The organism is Catenulispora yoronensis (assembly GCF_039531695.1).
Lineage (GTDB): Bacteria > Actinomycetota > Actinomycetes > Streptomycetales > Catenulisporaceae > Catenulispora > Catenulispora yoronensis.
Window position 1 is genome coordinate 22513 of sequence record NZ_BAAAQN010000051.1, and the last position, 19667, is coordinate 42179.

Consider the following 19667-nt stretch of genomic DNA (forward strand, 5'->3'; position numbering starts at 1 on the left):
CACCGCGACGCCGAGCGTTGCCTGTGGATTACTGCCTGTGGACTACGGCTTCGGCTTGTCCTCGCCGCCGTCGTGTCCGTCGCCGTTCCCGCCGTCCTTCTCGTTCTTGCTGTCGTCCTCGGAGCCGGGCTCGTCCTTCGGGCCTTCGTCCTTGTTCTCGCCCTTGCTGTCGTCCTTGTTCTCGCCGCTCCCGTCCAGCCGCCCCTCCAGCAGCGCGTCCAGCCCCGAGAAGTCGAACTCGACGCCGTCCTCGGAGCCGCCGTCCTTGCCGTGGACGAAGCCGTCCGGGTCGTCCAGGTCCGCCGAGGTCGGGAGCAGGTCGGGGTGCGACCACACCGCGTCGCGCCCCTCCAGCCCGCGGGCGTCGGCCAGCGACGCCCACAGCCGGGACGCGTCGCGCAGGCGGCGCGGCCGCAGCTGGAGGCCGACCAGCGCCGAGAAGGTCTGCTCGGCCGGGCCGCCGGCCGCCCGGCGGCGCCGCAGGGTCTCGCGCAGCGCGTCGGCGGCCGACAGCTGCGGGGCCGCGGCGGCGTGCACCACCGCGTCCACCCAGCCCTCGGCCAGCGCCAGCAGTGTCTCCAGGCGGGCCAGGGCCGCCTTCTGGGCCGGGGTGTCGACCGGGGTGAACATGCCCCCGCCGCCCAGCATGTTCTCCAGCTGGGAGGGGTCGAGGTTGTTCAGGTCCATGCTCTCGGCCCGCTGCGCCAGCTCGGTGAACTTCGAGGCGTCGACCGTGATCCCGCGGGCGTACTCCTCGACCGCGCCGAGCAGCCGCGGCTTGAGCCACGGGACGTGGGAGAACAGCCGCTGGTAGGCCGCCTCCCGCAGCGCGAGGTAGAGCCGGACCTGCTCGACGTCCACTTCCAGGCCCTCGGTGAAGGCGTCGATGTTGGCCGGCAGCAGCACCGCCTTGCCCTCCGGGCCCAGCGGCAGGCCGATGTCGCTGCCGGAGAGCACCTCGCCGGCCAGCGAGGCCAGCGCCTGGCCGACCTGGGAGCCGAACATCGCGGTGCCCATCTGCTTCATCATGCCGCCCAGCGGGTTGCCGGCCGGGCCGCCGGCACCGCCGCCGCCGAACAGGTTGCCGAGCATGTCGCCCATGCCCGGCGGCAGGCCGGCCGCCTCCGGGTTCTCCGGCATGCCGAGCTCGCCGACGGCGCCGCCGACCGCCTCGCCCATGGCCGAGGTGATCCGCTCGGCCACCGGCTCCACCAGCTGCTTCCAGACCGGGAGGGTCTCCTCGATCCACTGCGCGCGGGACCACACGCGGGTGCCCGCGGTGCCGGCCGGCAGCGAGGTGACCTGGTCCAGCCAGTGCTCGGCGAGCTGGACGGCGCCGTCGTAGGTGCGCAGCTCGCCGTCGGTGGGCGAGGGGTCGGGCCCGGCCGCCGCGACGGCGTTGCGGGCCATCGTCTTGGCCAGGTCCCAGTTGACGGCGCCGTCGCCGCCGCCGCTCATCAAGGCCTGGATCTGGCTGAACACCATCTGGAGCATCTGGGGGTCGGGCATGCCCGGGATGTTCTGCCCCGGGGACTGCGCCCCGGTTCCGCCGAACATCTGCTGGAACATGGCACCCAGCGGATCAACGGGACCGTCGGGGCGCTTACCCTGGTTCTGCGACTCGTCATCGCCGTCCGACGGGGAGTGGTCTTCGGGGTTCTTGTTCACGGCGGGTGACCTCACGGACGACGGGGGAGCAGGTTCGGTTTAACAGCGCGGAGACTGTGTTCCTCTATACATCTAACGTAACCACAGGAGAGCCCCAGTGAGTTCCTCGCCGGACCGCAAGCGCACCGGCCGCACCAGCAAGCCCACCGTCGCCGTCACCGGCGCGGCCGCCCGGCTCGGCGAGGCGCTGACCGGGAAGCTCGCTTTCGGCGGCGAGGTGCGCCGGGTGGTCGGCCTGGACGCCGAGCGCGGCGCGGCCCCGGCGACCTGGCGATTGGGCGAGATCACCGACCCCCAGCTGGCCGAACGGCTGAACGGTGTGGACACCCTGGTGCACCTGGCGGTCGACGCCGACCTCACCGCGGAGCCCCGGGCCCGCACCGCCCGCAACGTGCGGGCCGCGCAGACGGCGATCACCGCCGCCGCGGCCGCCGGTGTCCACCATGTGGTCCTGCTCTCCACCGCGATGGTCTACGGCGCGCTCCCGGACAACCCGCTCCCGCTGGAGGACGACGCCCCGCTCCAGGCCACCCCGGACGGCACCCTGGTCGGCGACCTGCTGGAGATCGAGCGCCTGGCCGCCATCGCCCCGCGCGCCCACCCGGGCCTGACCGTCACCGTGCTGCGCCCGGCGGCGATAGTCGGACCGGGCGTGGACACCTACCTGACCCGGCACTTCGAGGCCCCGCGCCTGCTGGTGGTGCGCGGCACCAAGCCGATCTGGCAGTTCTGCCACGTCGAGGACCTGCTCACGGCGCTGGAGTACGCCGCGCTGGGCAAGGTCACCGGGGTGGTCCCGGTGGCCTCGGACGGCTGGATGACCCAGGAGGAGGTCGAGGAGCTCTCCGGTATGCGCCGCATGGAGCTGCCCGAGGGCCTCGCGGTCGGCGCGGCCGAGCGGCTGCACCGGCTCCACCTGACCCCGGCCCCGGCGAGCGATCTGCAGTTCGTCATGCATCCGTGGGCGGTGTCGAACAAGAAGCTGCGCGAAGCCGGATGGGAGCCGGCCTTCTCGAACGAGGAGGCGTTCACCGAGCTGCTGGAGAACATCGACGGTCACCACGCCGCGCTGGCCCGCCGGCTCGGCAAGAAGGACGCCGCCGCGGGGCTCGGCGCGGCGGGCGCAACCGTCGCGCTTGTCGGAACCGCAGCACTTGTCCGTCGTGCACGGCGCAAGCGCCGTGGGGGAGGATCGATGACGTGATTGAGGAAAAGCAACTCACGATCCGCATCCACACCGACGTCCGGACCGAGCCGCTCTCCGTCGACGAGGTGGTGGCGGCGGTCTCCGACCGGCACGCCGGCGGTATCGCGCTGTTCCTCGGGGCGGTCCGCGACCACGACCACGGCCGCGCGGTCACGGCCCTCGACTACAGCGCGCACCCGTCGGCCGCGGAGCTGCTGCACAAGGTCGCCGAAGAGGTCGCCGTCCTGCACCCGGACGTGGTGGCGCTGTCCGCCGTGCACCGGGTCGGCGCCCTGGAGGTCGGCGATCTGGCCGTGGTGGTCGGGGCCTCCGCCCCGCACCGCGCCGAGGCCTTCGCCGCCTGCCGCGCCTTCATCGACACGTTGAAGGAACAGGTCCCGATCTGGAAGCGCGAGGAGTTCGCCGACGGCGACCACGAGTGGGTCGGCTGCTGATTTCACCGATGGTGACGATCCGGTGCGTTACAGTCACCGTGTGCTGTCGATCCTGGCCTGGTGGGCGATCCCGGTCGGCGCCGTGATCCTGGCGGCGACGGTCTCCGCCCTGGCCCGCCGCGTGCGGCGGCAGAGCGATGACGACACCATCTTTGCCTACCGGCGTTTCCGCGAGGCGATCGCGAACAGCGAGGAGGCGGCCGTGCCTGCCCCCGACGCCTAGTCGCCCCGGCCCCGGAGTCCGGCGGAGGCCCTGGTCTCAGCGCCGCTTCAGACAGCAACAGATAGCATCTGTGGAATGCAGCGCCGAGCCCTCACCTTGACCCTGTCCGGAGCGACGGTCGCCCTGCTCACCGCCTCGGCGTTCCTGATCCCCACGCCGTACGCGGAGATGTCGCCGGGCCCGACCTACGACACGCTGGGCAGCTACTCCACGGAGTCCGGACAGCCGGAGAAGCCGGTGATCGCGATCACCGGCACCGACACCTTCAAGCACGACAAGGGCGGGCAGCTGCGCATGGTCACCGTCGAGGTGTCCCGCGCCGACTACCACCCGAACAGCGTCGAAGTGCTCTCCGGCTGGCTGTCGGACGACAAGATCGTGGTCCCGCGCACCGTCATCTACCCCGAGGGCCAGACCGCGGAGCAGGCGACGCAGCAGAACACGGCGCTGTTCGACGACTCCGAGGACCAGGCGATCACCGCCGCGCTGGCCGCCAAGAACATCAAGCCGGTCAAGACCGAGGTGGTGGTGGACTCGGTGACCGCCGGCAGCCCGGCGGACGGCAAGCTCCAGCCCAAGGACGTGATCACCGCGGTCGACGGCACCGCGCTGGCCAAGCCCGACGACGTGCACACGCTGATCCAGAAGCACAAGCCGGGCGAGACCGTGGCGCTGACCATCACCCGCGACGGCAAGCAGCAGGATGTGTCGATCGTCACGGCGCAGTCCCACGACACCGGCCCGTCCCGGGCCCTGGTCGGCTTCGTGCCGCGGACCCAGAACGTCTTCCCGTTCGACGTGAAGATCCAGCTGGACAACGTCGGCGGCCCCAGTGCCGGGATGATGTTCGCCCTCGGCATCATCGACGAGCTGTCCCAGGAGGACATCACCGGCGGCCTGAAGATCGCCGGCACCGGCACCATCGACGCCGACGGCAAGGTCGGCCCGATCGGCGGCGTCCAGATGAAGACGCTCGCGGCCAAGCGGGACAACGCCTCGGTGTTCCTGACCCCGGCCGACAACTGCGCGGACGCGGTGAAGAACGCCCCGAGCGGCATGAAGCTGGTCAAGGTCACGACGCTGCAGAGCGCGCTCGACGCACTGAACACGCTGCGGGCGGGCGGCACGCCGACCCTGTGCGGCTGAGCGGCTGGGTGCCCGAGCGGCTGGGTTCCGAGCGGCTGTTCGGCTGGGTGCCCGAGCTCTTGGTGACCCCGGTCGCCTGAAGTGCGATGCCTCATCAGGCGCTCAGCCGATCAGCTGAGCGCCTGAGTCATCTGTGGCTCCGCTTTCCCAAAGCCCCGTGCCTCGCCGGGCCTGTCGATGAGCTCGACGCCTGAGCCCTCGGTGGCATTGGGCTCCCAAAGCCCAGCGCCCCGCCGATCAGCCGGCCGATCAGCCGGCCGAGCACCCAGCCTCCCGCGCGCTCACTCCTCGAACGTCCCGAGCAGCGCCTCGGCGAGGTTCGGCACCAGGTCCGACCCGGACAGCACCTCCATGTCCGAGTCCTTCGACCGCAGCCGGATCGCGGCCTGCCGGGTCCCGTCGCGCAGCACGCCGACCGCCATCCGCACGTCCTGCCGCTCCGGGTGGCGGCCCACCCAGCGCTCCAGGGCGGCGCCCTCCAGGTCCTCCGGGATCTGCGCCTCGGCGCTCGGCGGCAGCATCTGCGACTCGATGACCAGCGCGCATCCGACGACCGCGGCCGGCCAGACCATCTTGCCGAGCATCTCGTCCAGCGGCTGGTCCAGGGCCAGGCCGTCCTGCTCGACCGAGGTCAGGGTCGGGATGCCGCCGGACTGCGCGGCCTCGTCGGTGATGCCCAGCGCGGCCGCCATCCGCGGCTGCGTCACCAGCAGTTCGGTGGTCGGGACCAGGGCGAACATCCGCGGGCGCTGGTTCCAGCCGTCGGCGGCGACATGCTGTTCGATCTCGATGACGGCCTGGGTCAAGGCCACGCTGGCGACAGAACTCATGCGGCCATTGTCCCCCGCCGCGCCCGGCGCGCCCGCAATGCCGGTCTTCGTCCGACCATATGCGCGGCGTACGCTGAGGCCGTGGCGTTCGAGAGGCCGAACTTCGGTGGTGGGGACGAGGACGGGGGCGGCGGTCGCGGAGGGCGCCCGGCCGGCAGCGGGAGAACGGGATCCTCGGGCGGGTACCGCACCGGGTTCGGCGTTCCGCCCCGGCGGACCAAGGTCCTGGCCATAACGCTGGTCGTCATCGTCCTGCTGATCGCGGCCTTCCTGCTGTTCGACAGCGTCTACACCGGGCTCCTGTGGTACCGCTCGATCGGCTTCGCGCACGTGTACCGGACCCGGCTGGCCACGCAGGGCGTGCTGTTCGCGGTGTTCGGCGCGCTGATGGCCGCGGTCGTCGGGGCCAACATCTGGCTGGCCCACCGCTTCCGGCCGCCGCTGATCGGCGTCTCCCCGGAGCAGCAGGCCCTGGACCGCTACCGGATGGGCCTGGCGCCGTTCCTGGCCTGGATCGCGGTCGGGGTCTCGGTGCTGCTCGGGGCCGCCGCCGGGACGGCCGCGGCCGGCGGCTGGCGCACCTACCTGATGTGGGCCGACCGCGTCCCGTTCGGCACGCGCGACGCCCAGTTCCACAAGGACATCGGCTTCTACGTCTTCACCCTGCCGTGGCTGCGGCACATCCAGGGCTTCCTGCTGGCCGTCATGGTGTTCAGCCTGATCGCGGCGCTGGTGACGCACTACCTGTTCGGCGGCGTCGCGCTCACCCCGCCGTCGGGGACCCGGGCGGCGGGCCGCGTCGTCGGCTCCCGCGCCACCCGGGCCGCCCAGGTGCACGTCTCGATCCTGCTCGGCCTGCTGGTGCTGGTGAAGGCGTACGCCTACTGGCTCGACCGGTACGCGCTCACCGTGGCCGGGTCGAAGATCACCGACGGCTGGGCCGGCCCCACCTACAAGTCCGTGCACGCGGTGCTGCCGGCCAAGACCATCCTGCTGGCCATCGCGGTGCTGTGCGCGGCTTTGCTGCTGGGCAACGCGGCCCGCCTGATCGCCGCGCGGAACCAGCCCGAGATCGACCGCGGCGGGCACCCCTGGGCGCTCCCGGCGCTGGGCGTGTCGCTGATGGTGCTGGCGTCGGTGGTGATCGGCGGGGTCTACCCGCTGGTGGTGCAGCAGCTCCAGGTCAACCCGAGCCAGGGGGCGAAGGAGGCGCCGTACATCCGGAAGAACATCGACGCCACGCGGGCCGCCTACGGCCTGGACGGCGTCGAGGTGACGCCGTACGACGCCAAGACCGACGTCGCCCGCGACCAGCTGGCCGCCGACGCCGCGACCGTCACCCAGATCCGGATCATGGACCCGTCGGTGGTCTCGGCGACCTTCGACCAGAAGCAGCAGGTCCGCGGCTTCTACACGTTCCCGGACGACCTCGCGGTGGACCGGTACCCGGTGGCGGGCAAGCAGCAGGACACCGTCGTCGCGGTGCGCCAGCTCGATCTGGGCGGCGTCCCGACCGACCAGCGCAACTGGGTCAACGACCATCTGAAGTACACGCACGGCTACGGCGTCGTGGCGGCCAAGGGCAACGCCGCCCAGGCCGACGGCTCGCCGGACTTCATCGAGCACGACCTGCCGGCCGCCGGCCCGCTCGGCGACTACGAGCAGCGGGTCTACTTCGCCCCGGGCACGCCGGGCTACTCGATCGTGGGCGGCACCGCGAAGTCCACCCCGGCGGAGTTCGACTACCCCGGGGACAAGGAGCAGCACACCACGACCTACACGGGCAAGGGCGGCGTCCCGGTCGGCTCGTTCCTGAACAAGCTGCTCTACGCGGCGAAGTTCCAGGAGCCGAAGATCATGCTGTCCAACGGCGTGAACCAGGACTCGCGCATCCTGTACGACCGCGACCCCAAGCAGCGGGTCCAGGCCGCGGCGCCGTGGCTGACCGTCGACGGCACGACCTACCCGGTGGTCGTGGGCGGCCGGATCCAGTGGGTGGTCGACGGCTACACGACCACCGACGCGTATCCGTACTCGACCTCGTCGCAGCTGGCCGACGTGGCCAAGGACTCCCAGTCCGGCGGCGGCCAGGACCCGCTGAACGCCGGCCGGGTGAACTACGTGCGCAACGCGGTCAAGGCCACGGTCGACGCCTACGACGGCACCGTGACGCTCTACGCCTGGGACGAGAGCGACCCGATCCTGAAGACCTGGATGAAGGCCTTCCCCGGCACGGTGAAGCCGCGGTCCGCGATCAGCCCGGACCTGATGGCCCACCTGCGCTACCCGCAGGACCTGTTCAAGGCGCAGCGCGACATGCTGGGCCGGTACCACGTCACCGACCCGCAGGAGTTCTTCGGCGGCTCCTCGTTCTGGAACGTCCCGAGCGACCCGACGACGGACACCGGCAGCAGCACAGGCAGCGGAGGCAGCGCCAAGCCGCAGCCGCCCTACTACCTCACGCTCCAGATGCCGGGGCAGGCCGCACCGGCCTTCTCCCTGACCTCCACCATGGTCCCGGCCAAGCGCGGCAACCTGGCGGCCTTCGTGGCCGTGGACTCCGACCCCGGCCCCGACTACGGCAGGCTCAGAGTCCTGGAACTCCCGCCCAACACCACGGTCCAGGGCCCCGGACAGATCCAGAACAGCTTCCAGAACGCCTTCGCCGACAAGCTGAACCTGCGGATCGGCAAGGCCACCAAGGTGATCGAGGGCAACCTGCTCACCCTCCCGGTCGGCGGCGGCCTGCTCTACGTCGAGCCGATCTACACCGAACCGCAGAGCGGCCAGTCGACCTACCCCCTGCTGAACTCGGTCCTGGTGGCCTTCGGCGACAAGATGGCCTTCGAACCCACCCTGCAACAGGGCCTCGACGAGGTCTTCGCGGGCGCGTCCGGCGCCACCACCGGCGAGGCCCCGCCGTCCGGCACCAGCCCGCCGCCGACCAGCGGCCCGTCCACCTCGCCCGACGACCGGCTCAAGGTCGCCGTGGACGACGCGGCCAAGGCGCAGAAGGACGCCGCCGCGGCGCTCGCCAAATCGCCGCCGGACTGGAAGGCCTTCGGCGAGGCCCAACAGCGGCTCCAGCAGGCGCTGGACGCCGCCCAGGCGATTGCCCAGGAGCAGCCCTCGCCCTGAGCTCCGGGGTGGGACGGCAGGGTGGCGGCTGGGTGGCGGCAGGGTGAAACGGCTGGGACCGGTGGGGCCGCGGTATTCGATTTGCTCTCCCGGCCCCCCGCGGGTTACCGTTGAGTCACCGACGCGGGGTGGAGCAGCTCGGTAGCTCGCTGGGCTCATAACCCAGAGGTCGCAGGTTCAAATCCTGTCCCCGCTACAAAGAGAAGGGCCCGGTTCTTCGGAACCGGGCCCTTCTGCTTCTCCTCAGGCCGTTTTCCGCGTCTTCCCGGCCCTTGCCCCCTCTCGACCTGCGCGAACGACTCGCCCCCGCCCATCTATTCACTCAGGTTATACCCCGAGTGTATAGTCCTTCCCGTGAGCGTCCCTCTGACTTTGCTCGGCCTGCTGGCCCGTGGCCGGCCGACCCACGGCTACGACCTCAAGCGCGACTACGACGACCACTTCGCGAACGGGAAGCCGCTGCCCTACGGGCAGGTGTACTCGACCCTCGGGCGGCTGGCGCGGGACGGGAAGGTGGCCGGCGGGGAGGCCGAGCCCGGGGACGGGCCGGACCGGAAGCGCTACCGCATCACCGACCTCGGCCGGGCCGAGGTCATGGCCTGGCTGGGGCAGACCGTGGAGCCCGAGCCGCATCTGCAGACCGTGCTGTTCTCGAAGGTGGTGCTGGCGCTGATGCTCGGCGAGGACGCCGCCGGGTACCTGGACGCGCAGCGCGCCGCCCACCTGCGGCGGATGCGGGAGCTCACCGAACTCAAGCGGACCGGCCCGATGGTCGACGCCTTGCTGGCCGACTACGGGCTGTTCCACCTCGAAGCCGATCTGCGCTGGATCGAGCTGACCTCGGCCAGGCTGACCGCCCTGGCCCAAGCGGTGTCCTGAAACGATCACAGGGGGCAAGACCATGAGCACCGGATTTCTACTTGAGGCGCGGGACGTGCACCGGGCCTTCGGCACGACCCAGGCGCTGCGCGGAGCGAGCGTCGCCGTGGCACGCGGCGAGATCCTGGCGGTCATGGGGCCGTCGGGGTCCGGCAAGTCGACCCTGCTGCACTGCCTGGCCGGGATCTACCGGCCGGACCAGGGCGAGGTCTGGTTCGACGGGACGCGCGTCGACACCCTGTCCGAGACCAAGCGGACCGAGCTGCGGCGCGACGCCTTCGGCTTCGTGTTCCAGTTCGGGCAGCTGGTGCCGGAGCTGACCGCGCTGGACAACATCGCGCTGCCGCTGCTGCTGGCCAAAGTCCCGCGCAAGCAGGCCTACGCGCAGGCCGCGCCCTGGCTGGAGCGCCTGGGCCTGGACCAGCACGGCACGCACCGCAGCGGTGAGCTGTCCGGCGGGCAGGCCCAGCGGGTGGCCCTGGCCAGGGCTCTGGTGCACAAGCCGCGCCTGCTGTTCACCGACGAGCCGACCGGCGCCCTGGACACCCTCACCGGCGAGACCGTGATGAACCTGCTGGTCACCGCCGCGCGGGAGGAAGGCACCACGGTGGTCCTGGTCACCCACGACGCCCGGGTCGCCGCCTACGCCGACCGCGAGATCGTCGTGCGCGACGGCCGGGCGCTGACCACTCCGAGCTCGGCGGTGGCGTGACCATGTTCCGTCTGGGGTTGAGCCTGACGCTGCGCGGCGGCCGCGAAGCGGTCACCCGCCTGCTGCTCACGACGTTCGCGGTGCTGGTGGGGGTCACCGTCATGCTCGGCGTCCTGAGCCTGTTCAACGCGTATCAGAGCACCACCGTCCGGCAGTGCTGGGAGTGTTCGCCGACGACGGTGGACCTGGGGGCCCAGGGCGGCGGCGGTCCGGGGAGCCCGACCAAGGCCGGCGCGGCGGACGCGGGCGTCGACCTCGCCGCGGTCCGGCAGGCCGGCGCCAAGGAACTGTGGAACTTCTCGCAGGACTTCTATCAGGGGACGGAGCTGCGGCGCCTGGACGTGGCCGCGCTCACCGCCGACGCGCCCGCGATCCCGGGCACGGCGCGGGTGCCCGGGCCGGGCGAGTTCTACGCCTCGCCGGCGCTGGCGGACCTGCTGGCCTCCGTCCCGCACAGCCAGCTCGGCGACCGGTTCCCCGGACATCAGGCCGGCCTCATCGGCCGGGCCGCGCTGTCCGGGCCGGACGAGCTGGCGATCGTCGTCGGCCACGCCCCGGACGAGCTCGTGAAACGGCCCGCGACCCAGGCGATCACCGCGCTGTCGACCGGCAAGGAGGTGAAGGGGACCACCAACATCTACCGGTTCGCCTTCGCCTTCGGGACCGTCTCGCTGCTGCTGCCGATCGTCATCATGGTCGGCACCGCGACCCGCCTGTCGGCCGCGCGCCGCGAGGAGCGCTACGCGGCGATGCGGCTGGTCGGCGCGACGCCGCGGCAGGTGAGCGTCGTGGCCTCGGTGGAGTCGTTCGTCGGAGCCGCGCTCGGTGCCGTCGGCGGCACGCTTCTCTACCTCGTGCTCAGTTCCCAGGTCGCGAGGGTCAACGTCACCGGCACCCGCTTCTTCCCGGACGACGTGACGCCGAGGGTGTGGGGCTACCTCGGGGTGCTGGTCCTGGTCCCGGCCGCCGCCGCGGTCGTCGCCGTCCGGTCGCTGCGCGGCGTGCAGTACGACCCGCTGGCCGTGAGCCGCAAGGCCACGCCGAAGCCGCCGACCTTGTGGCGGCTGACCCCCCTGCTGCTCGGCATCGTGCTGTTCGTGGTCGCCGTGAACATGTCGACGAGCGACTACTCCGACCTCGTCGTCTACCCGGCGCTGGTCTTCACCCTGTGGGGTGTCGTGTCGGCCGGGCCCTGGGTGACCATGCAGTCCTCGCGGCTGCTGGCCCGCCACGCGCCCGGCGCCGCCGCCACCCTGGCCGCCCGCCGGCTCGCCGACAACCCCCGAGCCACTTTCCGCACCGTCAGCGGCGTGACCGTGGCGGTCTTCATCGGGACCGCCGTGGCCGGCTTCCTGCCCAGCGCGGTCCGGGCCGAGTCCTCCGGCGAGCGGGCGCCACTGACCAACGTTCTGCGGCTCCGGTACGACATGGGCGGCACGCAGATCTCTCCTGCCAAGTCCGCATCGGTGCTCGCCGACCTGCGCGCGATGCCCGGCGTCTCGGTGATCCCGGTATACCTCGGCACGGACACTTCGGCGTGGAATCCGGACAGCGGCGGACCGCCCCCGGAGGGCTGGCAGCCGCCGCCGCAGTACGTCAGGTGCGCCGACGCCAAGGCGCTGCCCGCCCTCGGCACCTGCGCGCCGGGCCAGGACGTCGCGATGATCGCCGCCGACGAGCTGTTCATCGACAACCCGCTGTTGCTGCGCCTGCCGGTGATGGGCTACAGCGACATCGACCGCCGCACCGGCGCGGGCCGCGCGGCCCCGGTCCCGACCGGCGTCGACGTCTCGCAGCTCGACATCACGGTCCTGATGGTCACCTCCTCGGACCGGGCCGCCCTGGAACAGGCCCGCACATACCTGGACCTGCACGCCCCGGTCCTGCTCGGCGTGGGCAGCCCCGACCAGTGGTCCACCAACGCCATCGGCCCGATGACGTTCGGCGAGGTGGCCTCCGTCCGCCAGGAGATGCTGCGCGCCGCGCAGCAGATGATCTTTTCCGGCGTCGGCCTCACCCTGTTCATCGCCGGCTGCTCCATCGCCGTGGCCACCGCCGGCAGCCTCGTCGAGCGCAAGCGGCCGTTCACCCTGCTCCGCCTGACCGGCACCTCGGTGGCCGTCCTGCGCCGCATGGTGTTCCTGGAGTCGGCGCTGCCGCTGTTCACGGTCTCGGCGATGGCCGGGCTCGCCGCCTACGCCATGGCCTACATCGCGGTCCGCACGATCGCTCCGCACGCCCAGATGGCGTTCCCGGTCGAGGCCTACACGCTGACGGTCGCCGCCGTGGTGGTGGGCGCCCTGGCCGTGATCCTGGGCTCGATGGCGCTGCTGAGCCGGATGACGCGGTCGGAGAACGTGCGGTTCGAATAGCGGCGGACTCCGACGAGGCGGGGAGAGCACAGACAGAACGCGGCCGGACCGGGCACCCTCAAGCCCGTCCGGCCGCGTCCGGCTCATCGGGGTGGCTACCCCTTGCTCGATCCCAGCGTCAGCCCCGCGATGAAGTGCCGCTGCAACGCGAAGAACACGATCAGCGTGGGTACCGCCACCAGCAGCGAGCCCGCCGCCACCAGGTTGTTGTTGGTGAAGAACTCGCCTTGCAGGTTCGCCAGCGCCGCGGTGATCGGCCGCTTGTCGCCGGTGGAGATGAGCGCGGTGGCCCAATAGAAGTCGTTGTAGATCCAGGTGAACTCGAGGGTCGCCAGAGCCGCCAGCACCGGACGGCACAGCGGCAGGGTCAGCTGCCAGTACTGGCGGAACACCGACGCCCCGTCGACCACCGCGGCCTCGCTGATCTCGCGCGGAATGGTCTTCATGTAGTTGCTCATCACGAAGACGCAGAAGCCGGTCTGGAACGCGACGTGGATCAGGATCAGGCCGAGGGTGGAGTCGTAGAGCTCGCCGGAGTCGGACATCCAGTCCGGCAGGGTGATGTTCGTGTAGATGCGGAACAGCGGCGTGATGATCGCCTGCTGCGGCAGCAGGTTGCCGGCGGTGAACAGCACCAGCAGGGCGACGTTGAAGCGCCAGCGGAACCGGGCTATGACGAACGCCGCCATCGAGGCGAAGAAGAGGGTGACGGCCAGCGCCGGGACCGTGATCACGATGGTGTTCACGAAGAAGTGCAGCATGTCGGCCTGCGACCAGGCGTCGCTGAAGTTCTGCACGCCGTAGGAGCCGCCGACCGACACATAGCCGTGCTTGGACGTGTCCGCGAACGGCCGCAAGGCGGTGTAGAGCGCCCACGCCACCGGGATCAGCCAGACCACCGAGGTCAGGATCAGGAAGGCGTGCAGGGTCAGCCGTGCGGGGCGGACGCCGCCGAGCCGCGTCGTGCGCGTCGACTGCCTGGGTTGCGCCAGTCGCATTGGTCGCGTGGGTTGCGTCGATCGCGTCGGTCGCATCAGTCCTCCCTCCGGAACGTCACGATCAGGTAGGGCACGATCACCAGCACCGACACCACCAGCAGGATCGCGGCCAGCGCGGAGCCGAACCCGACCCGGATCGCCTCGCCGACGATGTTGTCCGTGACCAGGGTGCTGAGCAGCTCCAGGCCGTTCTTGCCGCGGTTGACCACGTAGACGATGTCGAAGGCGCGCAGCGTCTCCACCACGGTGATCACCGACACGACGATCGTCACCGGCCGCAGCGAGGGCAGCACCACGCGCCGGAAGGTCTGCCACTCGTTCGCGCCGTCCAGCGCCGCGGCCTCGCGCAGCGCCGGGTCCACGGCCTTGAGCCCGGCCAGCCACAGGATCATCACGTAGCCGGTCTGCCGCCACACCGCCAGCGTCAGCACCGCGAACAGGTTCAGATGCGGGTTCCCGATCCAGTCGACCAGGTTCCCCGGTTTGGTGTGGCCGGTCAGGTTGTTGATCAAGCCCTGCTCGGGGGCGTAGATCAGCTCCACCATGAACCCGACCAGGGCCAGGGACAGCACCACCGGCAGGAAGAAGATGTTCTGGTAGATCCGGGACCCGGCGATCCGCTTGTCCAGCTGGGTGGCCAGGAACAGCCCGAGCGGCGCCGGGATCAGCACGAACACCGCGAACCAGATCAGGTTGTGGTGCCAGGCCGGGCCGAACGGCGGGTAGTTGTGGGTGATGTCGTGGTAGTTCCGCGCACCGATCCACTGGATGTCGCCGAACCCGCCGATGCCGTTCCACTTGCTGAAGGACAGCACGACCGACCCGAGGGCCGGGATCCAGATCAGCGCCGTGGTGAGCAGCGCCGGGATCCCGGCCATCAGGGTCAGGACGATCTTGTCGCGGCCGGTGATGGTCTTCAGCCGCACGCGTCGCTTCGTCACATCAGGCGCCGTAGATACTCTTCTTCTGGGCCTCGATGCTCGACAGCCCCGAGGTGATCGACGAGGGGTCGTCGATGAATTTCTGCAGCGCCGGGATCATCACGGTGGAGACGAACGTCGGGTTGGCGTCGCGGTCCATGAACTGCGAGATCTGCTTGGCCGAGGCGACGAAGTCGATCGACTTCTTCTGGAGCGTGTTGTATTTCGACGTGTCCGGGTTCGAGGCCGCGGCCACGTCGTTCGGCGCCGAGGTCAGGTAGGTGTTCTGTGCGTTCGTGGTGCCGAGCCACTCCAGCAGCTTCACGGCGTCGCCGTGGTTCTTGGGCTTCTTCGACATCATCCACCCGTCGATCGGCGCCTCCACCGCGTCCTGCGCGTTGGCCGGGTCGATCGCCGGGAAGGCGAAGAAGTCCAGGTCGTCGGTCTTGCCCGCGGCCTGGAACTGCGGTCCGGCCTGGTCCAGGCCGTGCACGCACATCCCGGCCTGGCCGTTCATCACCATCGTGACCGCGTCCTGCCACTTGCGGCCGTTGGCGCCGGGCGAGGTGTACCCCAGCAGTTCGGTCCAGTGGTCGAAGGTGGCCGCCACCTTCGGGTCGGTCCAGGCCTGCTTGCCCTGCATCAGCTCGATGTGGAACTGGTAGCCGTTGGTGCGCATGTTGATGTAGTCGAAGGTGCCCATGGCCGGCCAGCCGTCCTGCTCGCCCAGCGCCACCGGGGACAGGCCGTCGGACTTCATCTGCTTGCACAGGGTGATGAAGTCGTCCCAGGTCTTCGGGGCCGAGTAGCCCTTCGAGGACCACAGCGCCTTGGAGTAGAACAGGCCCCAGGGGTAGTAGTAGTCCGGGACGAAGTAGTACTTCCCGTCCAGGCCCTTGCTCTGCGCCTTGATGGCGTCGGAGAAGTTGCCGCCGATGGCGGCCCAGACGTCGTCCACGTCGTGCAGCAGCCCCTGCTGGGCGAAGAACTGCATGCGGTAGCCGGCGAACCAGGTGAACACGTCGTCCGGCGTGCCCTGCAGGTAGGTCGAGATGTTCTGCTGGAACGTGTTGTGGTCGACCGTGTTGATCTTGGTCTTGACCCCGGTCGCGGTCTGCGCCGCCGTGAACAGCGACTGGAACGCCTGCTTGGGCACCGGGTCCGAGCCGTTGGAGCCGATGCTCACGCTCTTGCTGCCGCCGCTGGAACAGGCCGAGAGCGTCGGGATACCCAGAGCGCTGACACCGGCGAGGCCCGCGGCGCCGCGCAGCAGGGAACGACGCGATACGCCTTGGGCATATGGGGAGTTCTGTGCAGAGGACATGGAGCTGCTCCTTTGGAGTGCCGCGTTCCAGTTCTGATTCGCACACGTACCAACAAGCTCGCGCACACTCCACCGCCGGATCGCGACGATGTCAAGACTCGGAGCTTTGAATTAGTGAGGTTCGTTACCGAACGGCAATCTTCGGATCCCGATCGTTCGTGCTGTTCGTGGTGAGCCTTGCGCGAATCAGGGTTTTGCCGTGTACTCACCTGGTTGGTTCTGAGCGTTCCTGGTGACATCGGGCGCTTTCCGGTGCCCGCGGCGGTGAGGGGGCAAGGCGGCATGCTGGCAGCGCAGCGGCAGTCGTGGATTCTGGAGGAGGTGCGCAAGCACGGCGCGGTGCGGGTCAACGACCTGGTCGCGGCGTTGAACGTATCCGACATGACAGTGCGCCGGGACCTGGACGCGCTGGCCGAACAGGGGCTGGTCACCAAGGTGCACGGCGGCGCCACGGCGCACGGCGGCGGCTCCACCGACGAGCCCTCGTTCAGCGTCAAGGCGGCGCGCGAGCGCCGGGCCAAGGAGGCGATCGCGCGGGCCGCGGCCGAGCTGGTGCAGCCCGGCACGGCGATCGGCGTCTCGGCCGGTTCCACCACCTACGCCTTCGCCCGCCGGCTGGCCCGGATGCCGGACCTGACCGTGGTGACCAACTCGCCGCCGGTCGCCGACCTGCTGCACACCCTGCCCGGACCGGCGCAGACGGTGATCCTCACCGGCGGCGTGCGGACGATCTCCGACGCGCTGGTCGGCCCGGTGGCGATCCAGGCGATCCGCCGGCTCCACCTGGACTGCGTGTTCATCGGTGTGCACGGCGTCGACGCCGAGGCCGGGTTCACCAGTCCGAACCTGATGGAGGCCGAGACCAACCGCGCACTGGTGTCCACGGCGCGCCGGCTGGTGGTGATGGCCGACCACACCAAGTGGGGGGTGGTGGGCCTGTCCGAGATCGCCGCCCTGCACGAGGCGTCGGTGCTGGTGTCCGACGACGGGCTGGGGGCCGGGGCGCGGCAGGTGCTGCGCGAGTCCGTGGGGGAGCTGATCGTCGTCCCCGCCGAAGGGGCGGGGGCGAATGAGGAGGAAGAGTAGGGAGGCACAATGCGTAATCGGGCTCCGCGCAGTCGACCACTGCGTGCCGTCTTCGCCGCGCTCACCCTCGTGGCCGGGACGATGTTCGGGCTCGCGGTCTCCGCGCCCGCGCACGCCCTGGGCAACGGACTGGCCCTGACCCCGCAGATGGGCTGGAACGACTGGAACGCCTTCGGCTGCAACGTCTCGGAGGCGCTGGTCAAGCAGACCGCGGACATCATCGTCTCGTCCGGGATGAAGGACGCCGGCTACCAGTACGTGAACATCGACGACTGCTGGATGACCGGCAGCCGGGACGGCGGCGGGAACCTGGTCCCGGACCCCGCCAAGTTCCCCGACGGGATATCCGGCACCGCGGCCTACGTCCACGGCAAGGGCCTCAAGCTCGGCATCTACGAGAGCGCGGGCACCGCCACCTGCGCCGGATACCCCGGCAGCCTGAACCACGAGCAGGCCGACGCGAACTCGTTCGCGGCCTGGGGCGTGGACTACCTCAAGTACGACAACTGCAACAACCAGGGGATCTCGGCCCAGACCCGGTACACGGCGATGCGCAACGCGCTGGCCAACACCGGTAGGCCGATCGTCTACAGCCTGTGCAACTGGGGCCAGGAATCGGTCTGGACCTGGGGTGCCGGCGTCGGCAACAGCTGGCGCACCACCGGCGATATCAGCGCCAACTACACCAGCATGCTGTCGATCTTCCACAGCAACGTGTCGCTGGCGCAGTACGCCGGTCCCGGCGGCTGGAACGACCCCGACATGCTCGAGGTCGGCAACGGCATGTCCTTCACCGAGGACCGCTCGGAGCTGTCGCTGTGGGCCGAGATGGCCGCGCCGCTGATCTCCGGCACCGACCTGCGCAGCGCCACCCCGGCGACGCTGTCGCTGTACACGAACAAGGACGTCGTCGCGGTCGACCAGGACTCGCTGGGCAAGCAGGGCACCGAGATCGCCTCCGCCGGCGGCGCCGACGTGCTGGCCAAGCCGCTGGCCAACGGCGACGTGGCGGTCGTGCTGTTCAACGAGAACGCCTCGGCGCAGACCATCTCCACCACCGCCTCGGCCATCGGGATCTCCTCAGCGTCCTCCTACACGCTGAACAACCTGTGGTCGCACGTGCTGACCTCCACGACCGGCACCATCAGCGCCTCGGTGCCGGGCCACGGCTCGGTGATGTACCGGGTCTCCCACGGCTCCGGCAGCAGCACCGGCACCACCCACCCGCTGATCGGCGCCTCGTCGAACCGGTGCCTGGACGTCAGCAACGGCAGCACCACCCCGGGCACGCAGCTGGAGATCTGGGACTGCAACGGCGGCTCGAACCAGGCCTACACCCTGACCGCGGCCGGCGAGCTGCGGACCCTGAACGGCACGCTCTGCCTGGACGCGAACGGCCAGGGCACGACCGCCGGGACCAAGGTGATCACCTGGAACTGCAACGGACAGAGCAACCAGAAGTGGAACGTGAACCCCGACGGCTCCATCTCCGGCGCGCAGTCCGGGCTGTGCCTGGACGTGACCGGCGGGAACGTCCCGGCGGGGAACGTGAACGGCACACTGATCGAGCTGTGGGGCTGCAACGGCGGCGCCAACCAGCAGTGGCGCCTGGGATAAGCGGGCGGGCGCGCGACGGCCGGACGGGGTGTGCGGCCGGATGACGCGCAGTGCCAAGCCGGGTCCGCCGGCCGAGGAAACAGTGACCGGGGCGTTCGACGATCGCCCCGGGTGCGACCTCGGTCGGCGGACCCGGCGGCATGAGCTGGATGGCTGCCGTCGCCGTCGGGGCCGGCGTCACAAGTCGAACCACTCTCGCCGCCGTCGGACCTGGCGGCACGAGTCCGATAGCTGTCGCAGCCATGCGCGGCCCCGGGTATGTGGCGCCGTCCGACATGGGAAGCGCCGGTCCTCGTCTCTAGCGTGATCGGGCATGACGCTATCTGTGGACGCCGTCGCCGCCCTGGATCTCTCCGGCCGCACGGCCCTGGTCACCGGGGCCGCCGGCGGCATCGGTCTGGCCTGCGCCGAGCGGCTGGCCGTGGCCGGGGCGAAGGTGGTGGTGGCCGACATCAGCGCCGAGGGCGCGCACGCCGCGGCCGAGCGGGTCGGGGGCACGGCACTGGTCGTTGACCTGAGCGACCCGGACCAGGCCTCGGCGCTGCCGCACCGGGTCGGCGGGGTGGACGTGCTGGTGAACAACGCGGGCTTGCAGCACGTGGCGCCGCTGCACGAGTTCCCGGTGGAGACGTTCGCGCTTATCGTGCGGCTGATGCTGGAGGCGCCGTTCCGGCTGATCCGCGAGTCGCTCCCGCACATGTACGAGCGCGGCTGGGGCCGGATCGTCAACGTCTCCTCGGCGCACGGCCTGCGGGCCTCGGAGTTCAAGGCCGCCTACGTCTCGGCCAAGCACGGCCTGGAGGGGCTGTCGAAGGTCACCGCGCTGGAGGGCGCCCCGCACGGCGTCACCTCCAACTGCGTGAACCCCGGCTACGTGCGCACGCCGCTGGTCGAGAAGCAGATCGCCGGCCAGGCCGTGGCGCACGGCATCCCGGAGGACGAGGTGGTCGCCAAGGTGCTGCTGGAGCGCTCGGCCGTCAAGCGCCTGATCGAGCCGTCCGAGGTGGCCGAACTGGTGGCGTACCTGTGCTCCCCGGCGGCGGCCTCGGTCTCCGGCGCCTCGCTGGCCATGGACGGCGGATGGACAGCACGGTGAGGTCCGCGTGATGCTGG

General features: G+C 70.6%; 16 protein-coding genes and 1 tRNA gene. 12 read left to right on the forward strand and 5 right to left on the reverse strand.

Annotation, left to right across the window (positions count from 1 at the left end):
* Positions 1-42: 42 nt before the first annotated feature.
* Complete coding sequence (locus tag ABD481_RS33135; protein WP_344669770.1) at positions 43-1668, reverse strand: zinc-dependent metalloprotease; 1626 nt, start codon at positions 1666-1668, stop codon at positions 43-45.
* 97 nt (positions 1669-1765) lie between these two features.
* Between ABD481_RS33135 and ABD481_RS33140 the strand changes: the two genes are divergently transcribed.
* From ABD481_RS33140 to ABD481_RS33155, 4 genes are all read left to right on the forward strand, one after another.
* Positions 1766-2872, forward strand: coding sequence for an NAD-dependent epimerase/dehydratase family protein (locus ABD481_RS33140; RefSeq protein WP_344669771.1), 1107 nt, complete (start codon positions 1766-1768; stop codon positions 2870-2872).
* The gene (locus tag ABD481_RS33145; RefSeq protein ID WP_344669772.1) at positions 2869-3309 is read left to right on the forward strand and encodes a molybdenum cofactor biosynthesis protein MoaE; all 441 of its coding nucleotides are present in this window, start codon (positions 2869-2871) and stop codon (positions 3307-3309) included. Before ABD481_RS33140 ends, ABD481_RS33145 begins: the two co-directional genes overlap by 4 nt.
* Positions 3310-3349: 40 nt before the next feature.
* Entirely contained in the window at positions 3350-3532 is a 183-nt protein-coding gene (locus tag ABD481_RS33150; protein ID WP_344669773.1) for a hypothetical protein, read from the forward strand.
* A 75-nt stretch (positions 3533-3607) separates the two neighbouring features.
* Positions 3608-4678, forward strand: coding sequence for a YlbL family protein (locus tag ABD481_RS33155; protein ID WP_344669774.1), 1071 nt, complete (start codon positions 3608-3610; stop codon positions 4676-4678).
* A 281-nt stretch (positions 4679-4959) separates the two neighbouring features.
* Here ABD481_RS33155 and ABD481_RS33160 read toward each other — a convergent pair whose 3' ends face one another.
* Positions 4960-5508, reverse strand: coding sequence for a PPA1309 family protein (locus tag ABD481_RS33160; RefSeq protein WP_344669775.1), 549 nt, complete (start codon positions 5506-5508; stop codon positions 4960-4962).
* Between the two features lie 81 nt (positions 5509-5589).
* Here ABD481_RS33160 and ABD481_RS33165 point away from each other — a divergent pair, with 81 nt between their 5' ends.
* The 5 genes from ABD481_RS33165 (at position 5590) to ABD481_RS33185 (ending at position 12609) form a co-directional block, all read left to right on the forward strand.
* Complete coding sequence (locus ABD481_RS33165; RefSeq protein WP_344669776.1) at positions 5590-8646, forward strand: UPF0182 family membrane protein; 3057 nt, start codon at positions 5590-5592, stop codon at positions 8644-8646.
* 122 nt (positions 8647-8768) lie between these two features.
* Positions 8769-8842 (forward strand) — tRNA-Met (locus ABD481_RS33170).
* A gap of 158 nt (positions 8843-9000) precedes the next feature.
* Positions 9001-9525: a PadR family transcriptional regulator gene (locus ABD481_RS33175; protein WP_344669777.1), complete on the forward strand. Its 525-nt coding sequence runs from the start codon at positions 9001-9003 to the stop codon at positions 9523-9525.
* Positions 9526-9547: 22 nt separating this feature from the next.
* Entirely contained in the window at positions 9548-10237 is a 690-nt protein-coding gene (locus ABD481_RS33180) for an ABC transporter ATP-binding protein (RefSeq protein WP_344669778.1), read from the forward strand.
* A gap of 2 nt (positions 10238-10239) precedes the next feature.
* A complete protein-coding gene (locus ABD481_RS33185) occupies positions 10240-12609 on the forward strand; it encodes an ABC transporter permease (protein ID WP_344669823.1) in 2370 nt (789 codons plus the stop codon).
* A 95-nt stretch (positions 12610-12704) separates the two neighbouring features.
* On the opposite strand, the gene ABD481_RS33190 is transcribed toward ABD481_RS33185, so the two are convergent.
* The 3 genes from ABD481_RS33190 to ABD481_RS33200 are packed head-to-tail and all read right to left on the reverse strand — an operon-like array spanning position 12705 to position 15851.
* Positions 12705-13607, reverse strand: a complete 903-nt coding sequence (locus ABD481_RS33190; RefSeq protein ID WP_344669779.1) for a carbohydrate ABC transporter permease — start codon at positions 13605-13607, stop codon at positions 12705-12707.
* A 35-nt stretch (positions 13608-13642) separates the two neighbouring features.
* Positions 13643-14548: a carbohydrate ABC transporter permease gene (locus ABD481_RS33195; RefSeq protein WP_344669780.1), complete on the reverse strand. Its 906-nt coding sequence runs from the start codon at positions 14546-14548 to the stop codon at positions 13643-13645.
* A gap of 1 nt (position 14549) precedes the next feature.
* A complete protein-coding gene (locus tag ABD481_RS33200) occupies positions 14550-15851 on the reverse strand; it encodes an ABC transporter substrate-binding protein (RefSeq protein ID WP_344669781.1) in 1302 nt (433 codons plus the stop codon).
* Between the two features lie 282 nt (positions 15852-16133).
* On the opposite strand from ABD481_RS33200, the gene ABD481_RS33205 reads away from it, so the two are divergent.
* The 3 genes from ABD481_RS33205 to ABD481_RS33215 all read left to right on the forward strand — a co-directional run bounded on the left by ABD481_RS33205 (position 16134) and on the right by ABD481_RS33215 (position 19650).
* Positions 16134-16937 (forward strand): DeoR/GlpR family DNA-binding transcription regulator, encoded by an 804-nt coding sequence (locus tag ABD481_RS33205; RefSeq protein WP_344669782.1) that lies wholly within the window; start codon positions 16134-16136, stop codon positions 16935-16937.
* Positions 16938-16946: 9 nt separating this feature from the next.
* Positions 16947-18554 (forward strand): glycoside hydrolase family 27 protein, encoded by a 1608-nt coding sequence (locus ABD481_RS33210; RefSeq protein ID WP_344669783.1) that lies wholly within the window; start codon positions 16947-16949, stop codon positions 18552-18554.
* A 313-nt stretch (positions 18555-18867) separates the two neighbouring features.
* Positions 18868-19650 carry a 3-hydroxybutyrate dehydrogenase gene (locus ABD481_RS33215; protein ID WP_344669784.1) on the forward strand — a complete coding sequence of 261 codons (783 nt, stop codon included), beginning with the start codon at positions 18868-18870 and terminating at the stop codon, positions 19648-19650.
* Positions 19651-19667 lie beyond the last annotated feature (17 nt).

Excerpts from the sequence above, each read along its gene's own strand:
- ABD481_RS33185 (WP_344669823.1), top strand. The coding sequence starts at position 10,240 with ATGTTCCGTCTGGGGTTGAGCCTGACGCTGCGCGGCGGCCGCGAAGCG.
- ABD481_RS33160 (WP_344669775.1), bottom strand. The coding sequence starts at position 5,508 with ATGAGTTCTGTCGCCAGCGTGGCCTTGACCCAGGCCGTCATCGAGATC.
- ABD481_RS33180 (WP_344669778.1), top strand. The coding sequence starts at position 9,548 with ATGAGCACCGGATTTCTACTTGAGGCGCGGGACGTGCACCGGGCCTTC.
- ABD481_RS33155 (WP_344669774.1), top strand. The coding sequence starts at position 3,608 with ATGCAGCGCCGAGCCCTCACCTTGACCCTGTCCGGAGCGACGGTCGCC.
- ABD481_RS33215 (WP_344669784.1), top strand. The coding sequence starts at position 18,868 with ATGACGCTATCTGTGGACGCCGTCGCCGCCCTGGATCTCTCCGGCCGC.
- ABD481_RS33200 (WP_344669781.1), bottom strand. The coding sequence starts at position 15,851 with ATGTCCTCTGCACAGAACTCCCCATATGCCCAAGGCGTATCGCGTCGT.
- ABD481_RS33210 (WP_344669783.1), top strand. The coding sequence starts at position 16,947 with ATGCGTAATCGGGCTCCGCGCAGTCGACCACTGCGTGCCGTCTTCGCC.
- ABD481_RS33190 (WP_344669779.1), bottom strand. The coding sequence starts at position 13,607 with ATGCGACTGGCGCAACCCAGGCAGTCGACGCGCACGACGCGGCTCGGC.
- ABD481_RS33205 (WP_344669782.1), top strand. The coding sequence starts at position 16,134 with ATGCTGGCAGCGCAGCGGCAGTCGTGGATTCTGGAGGAGGTGCGCAAG.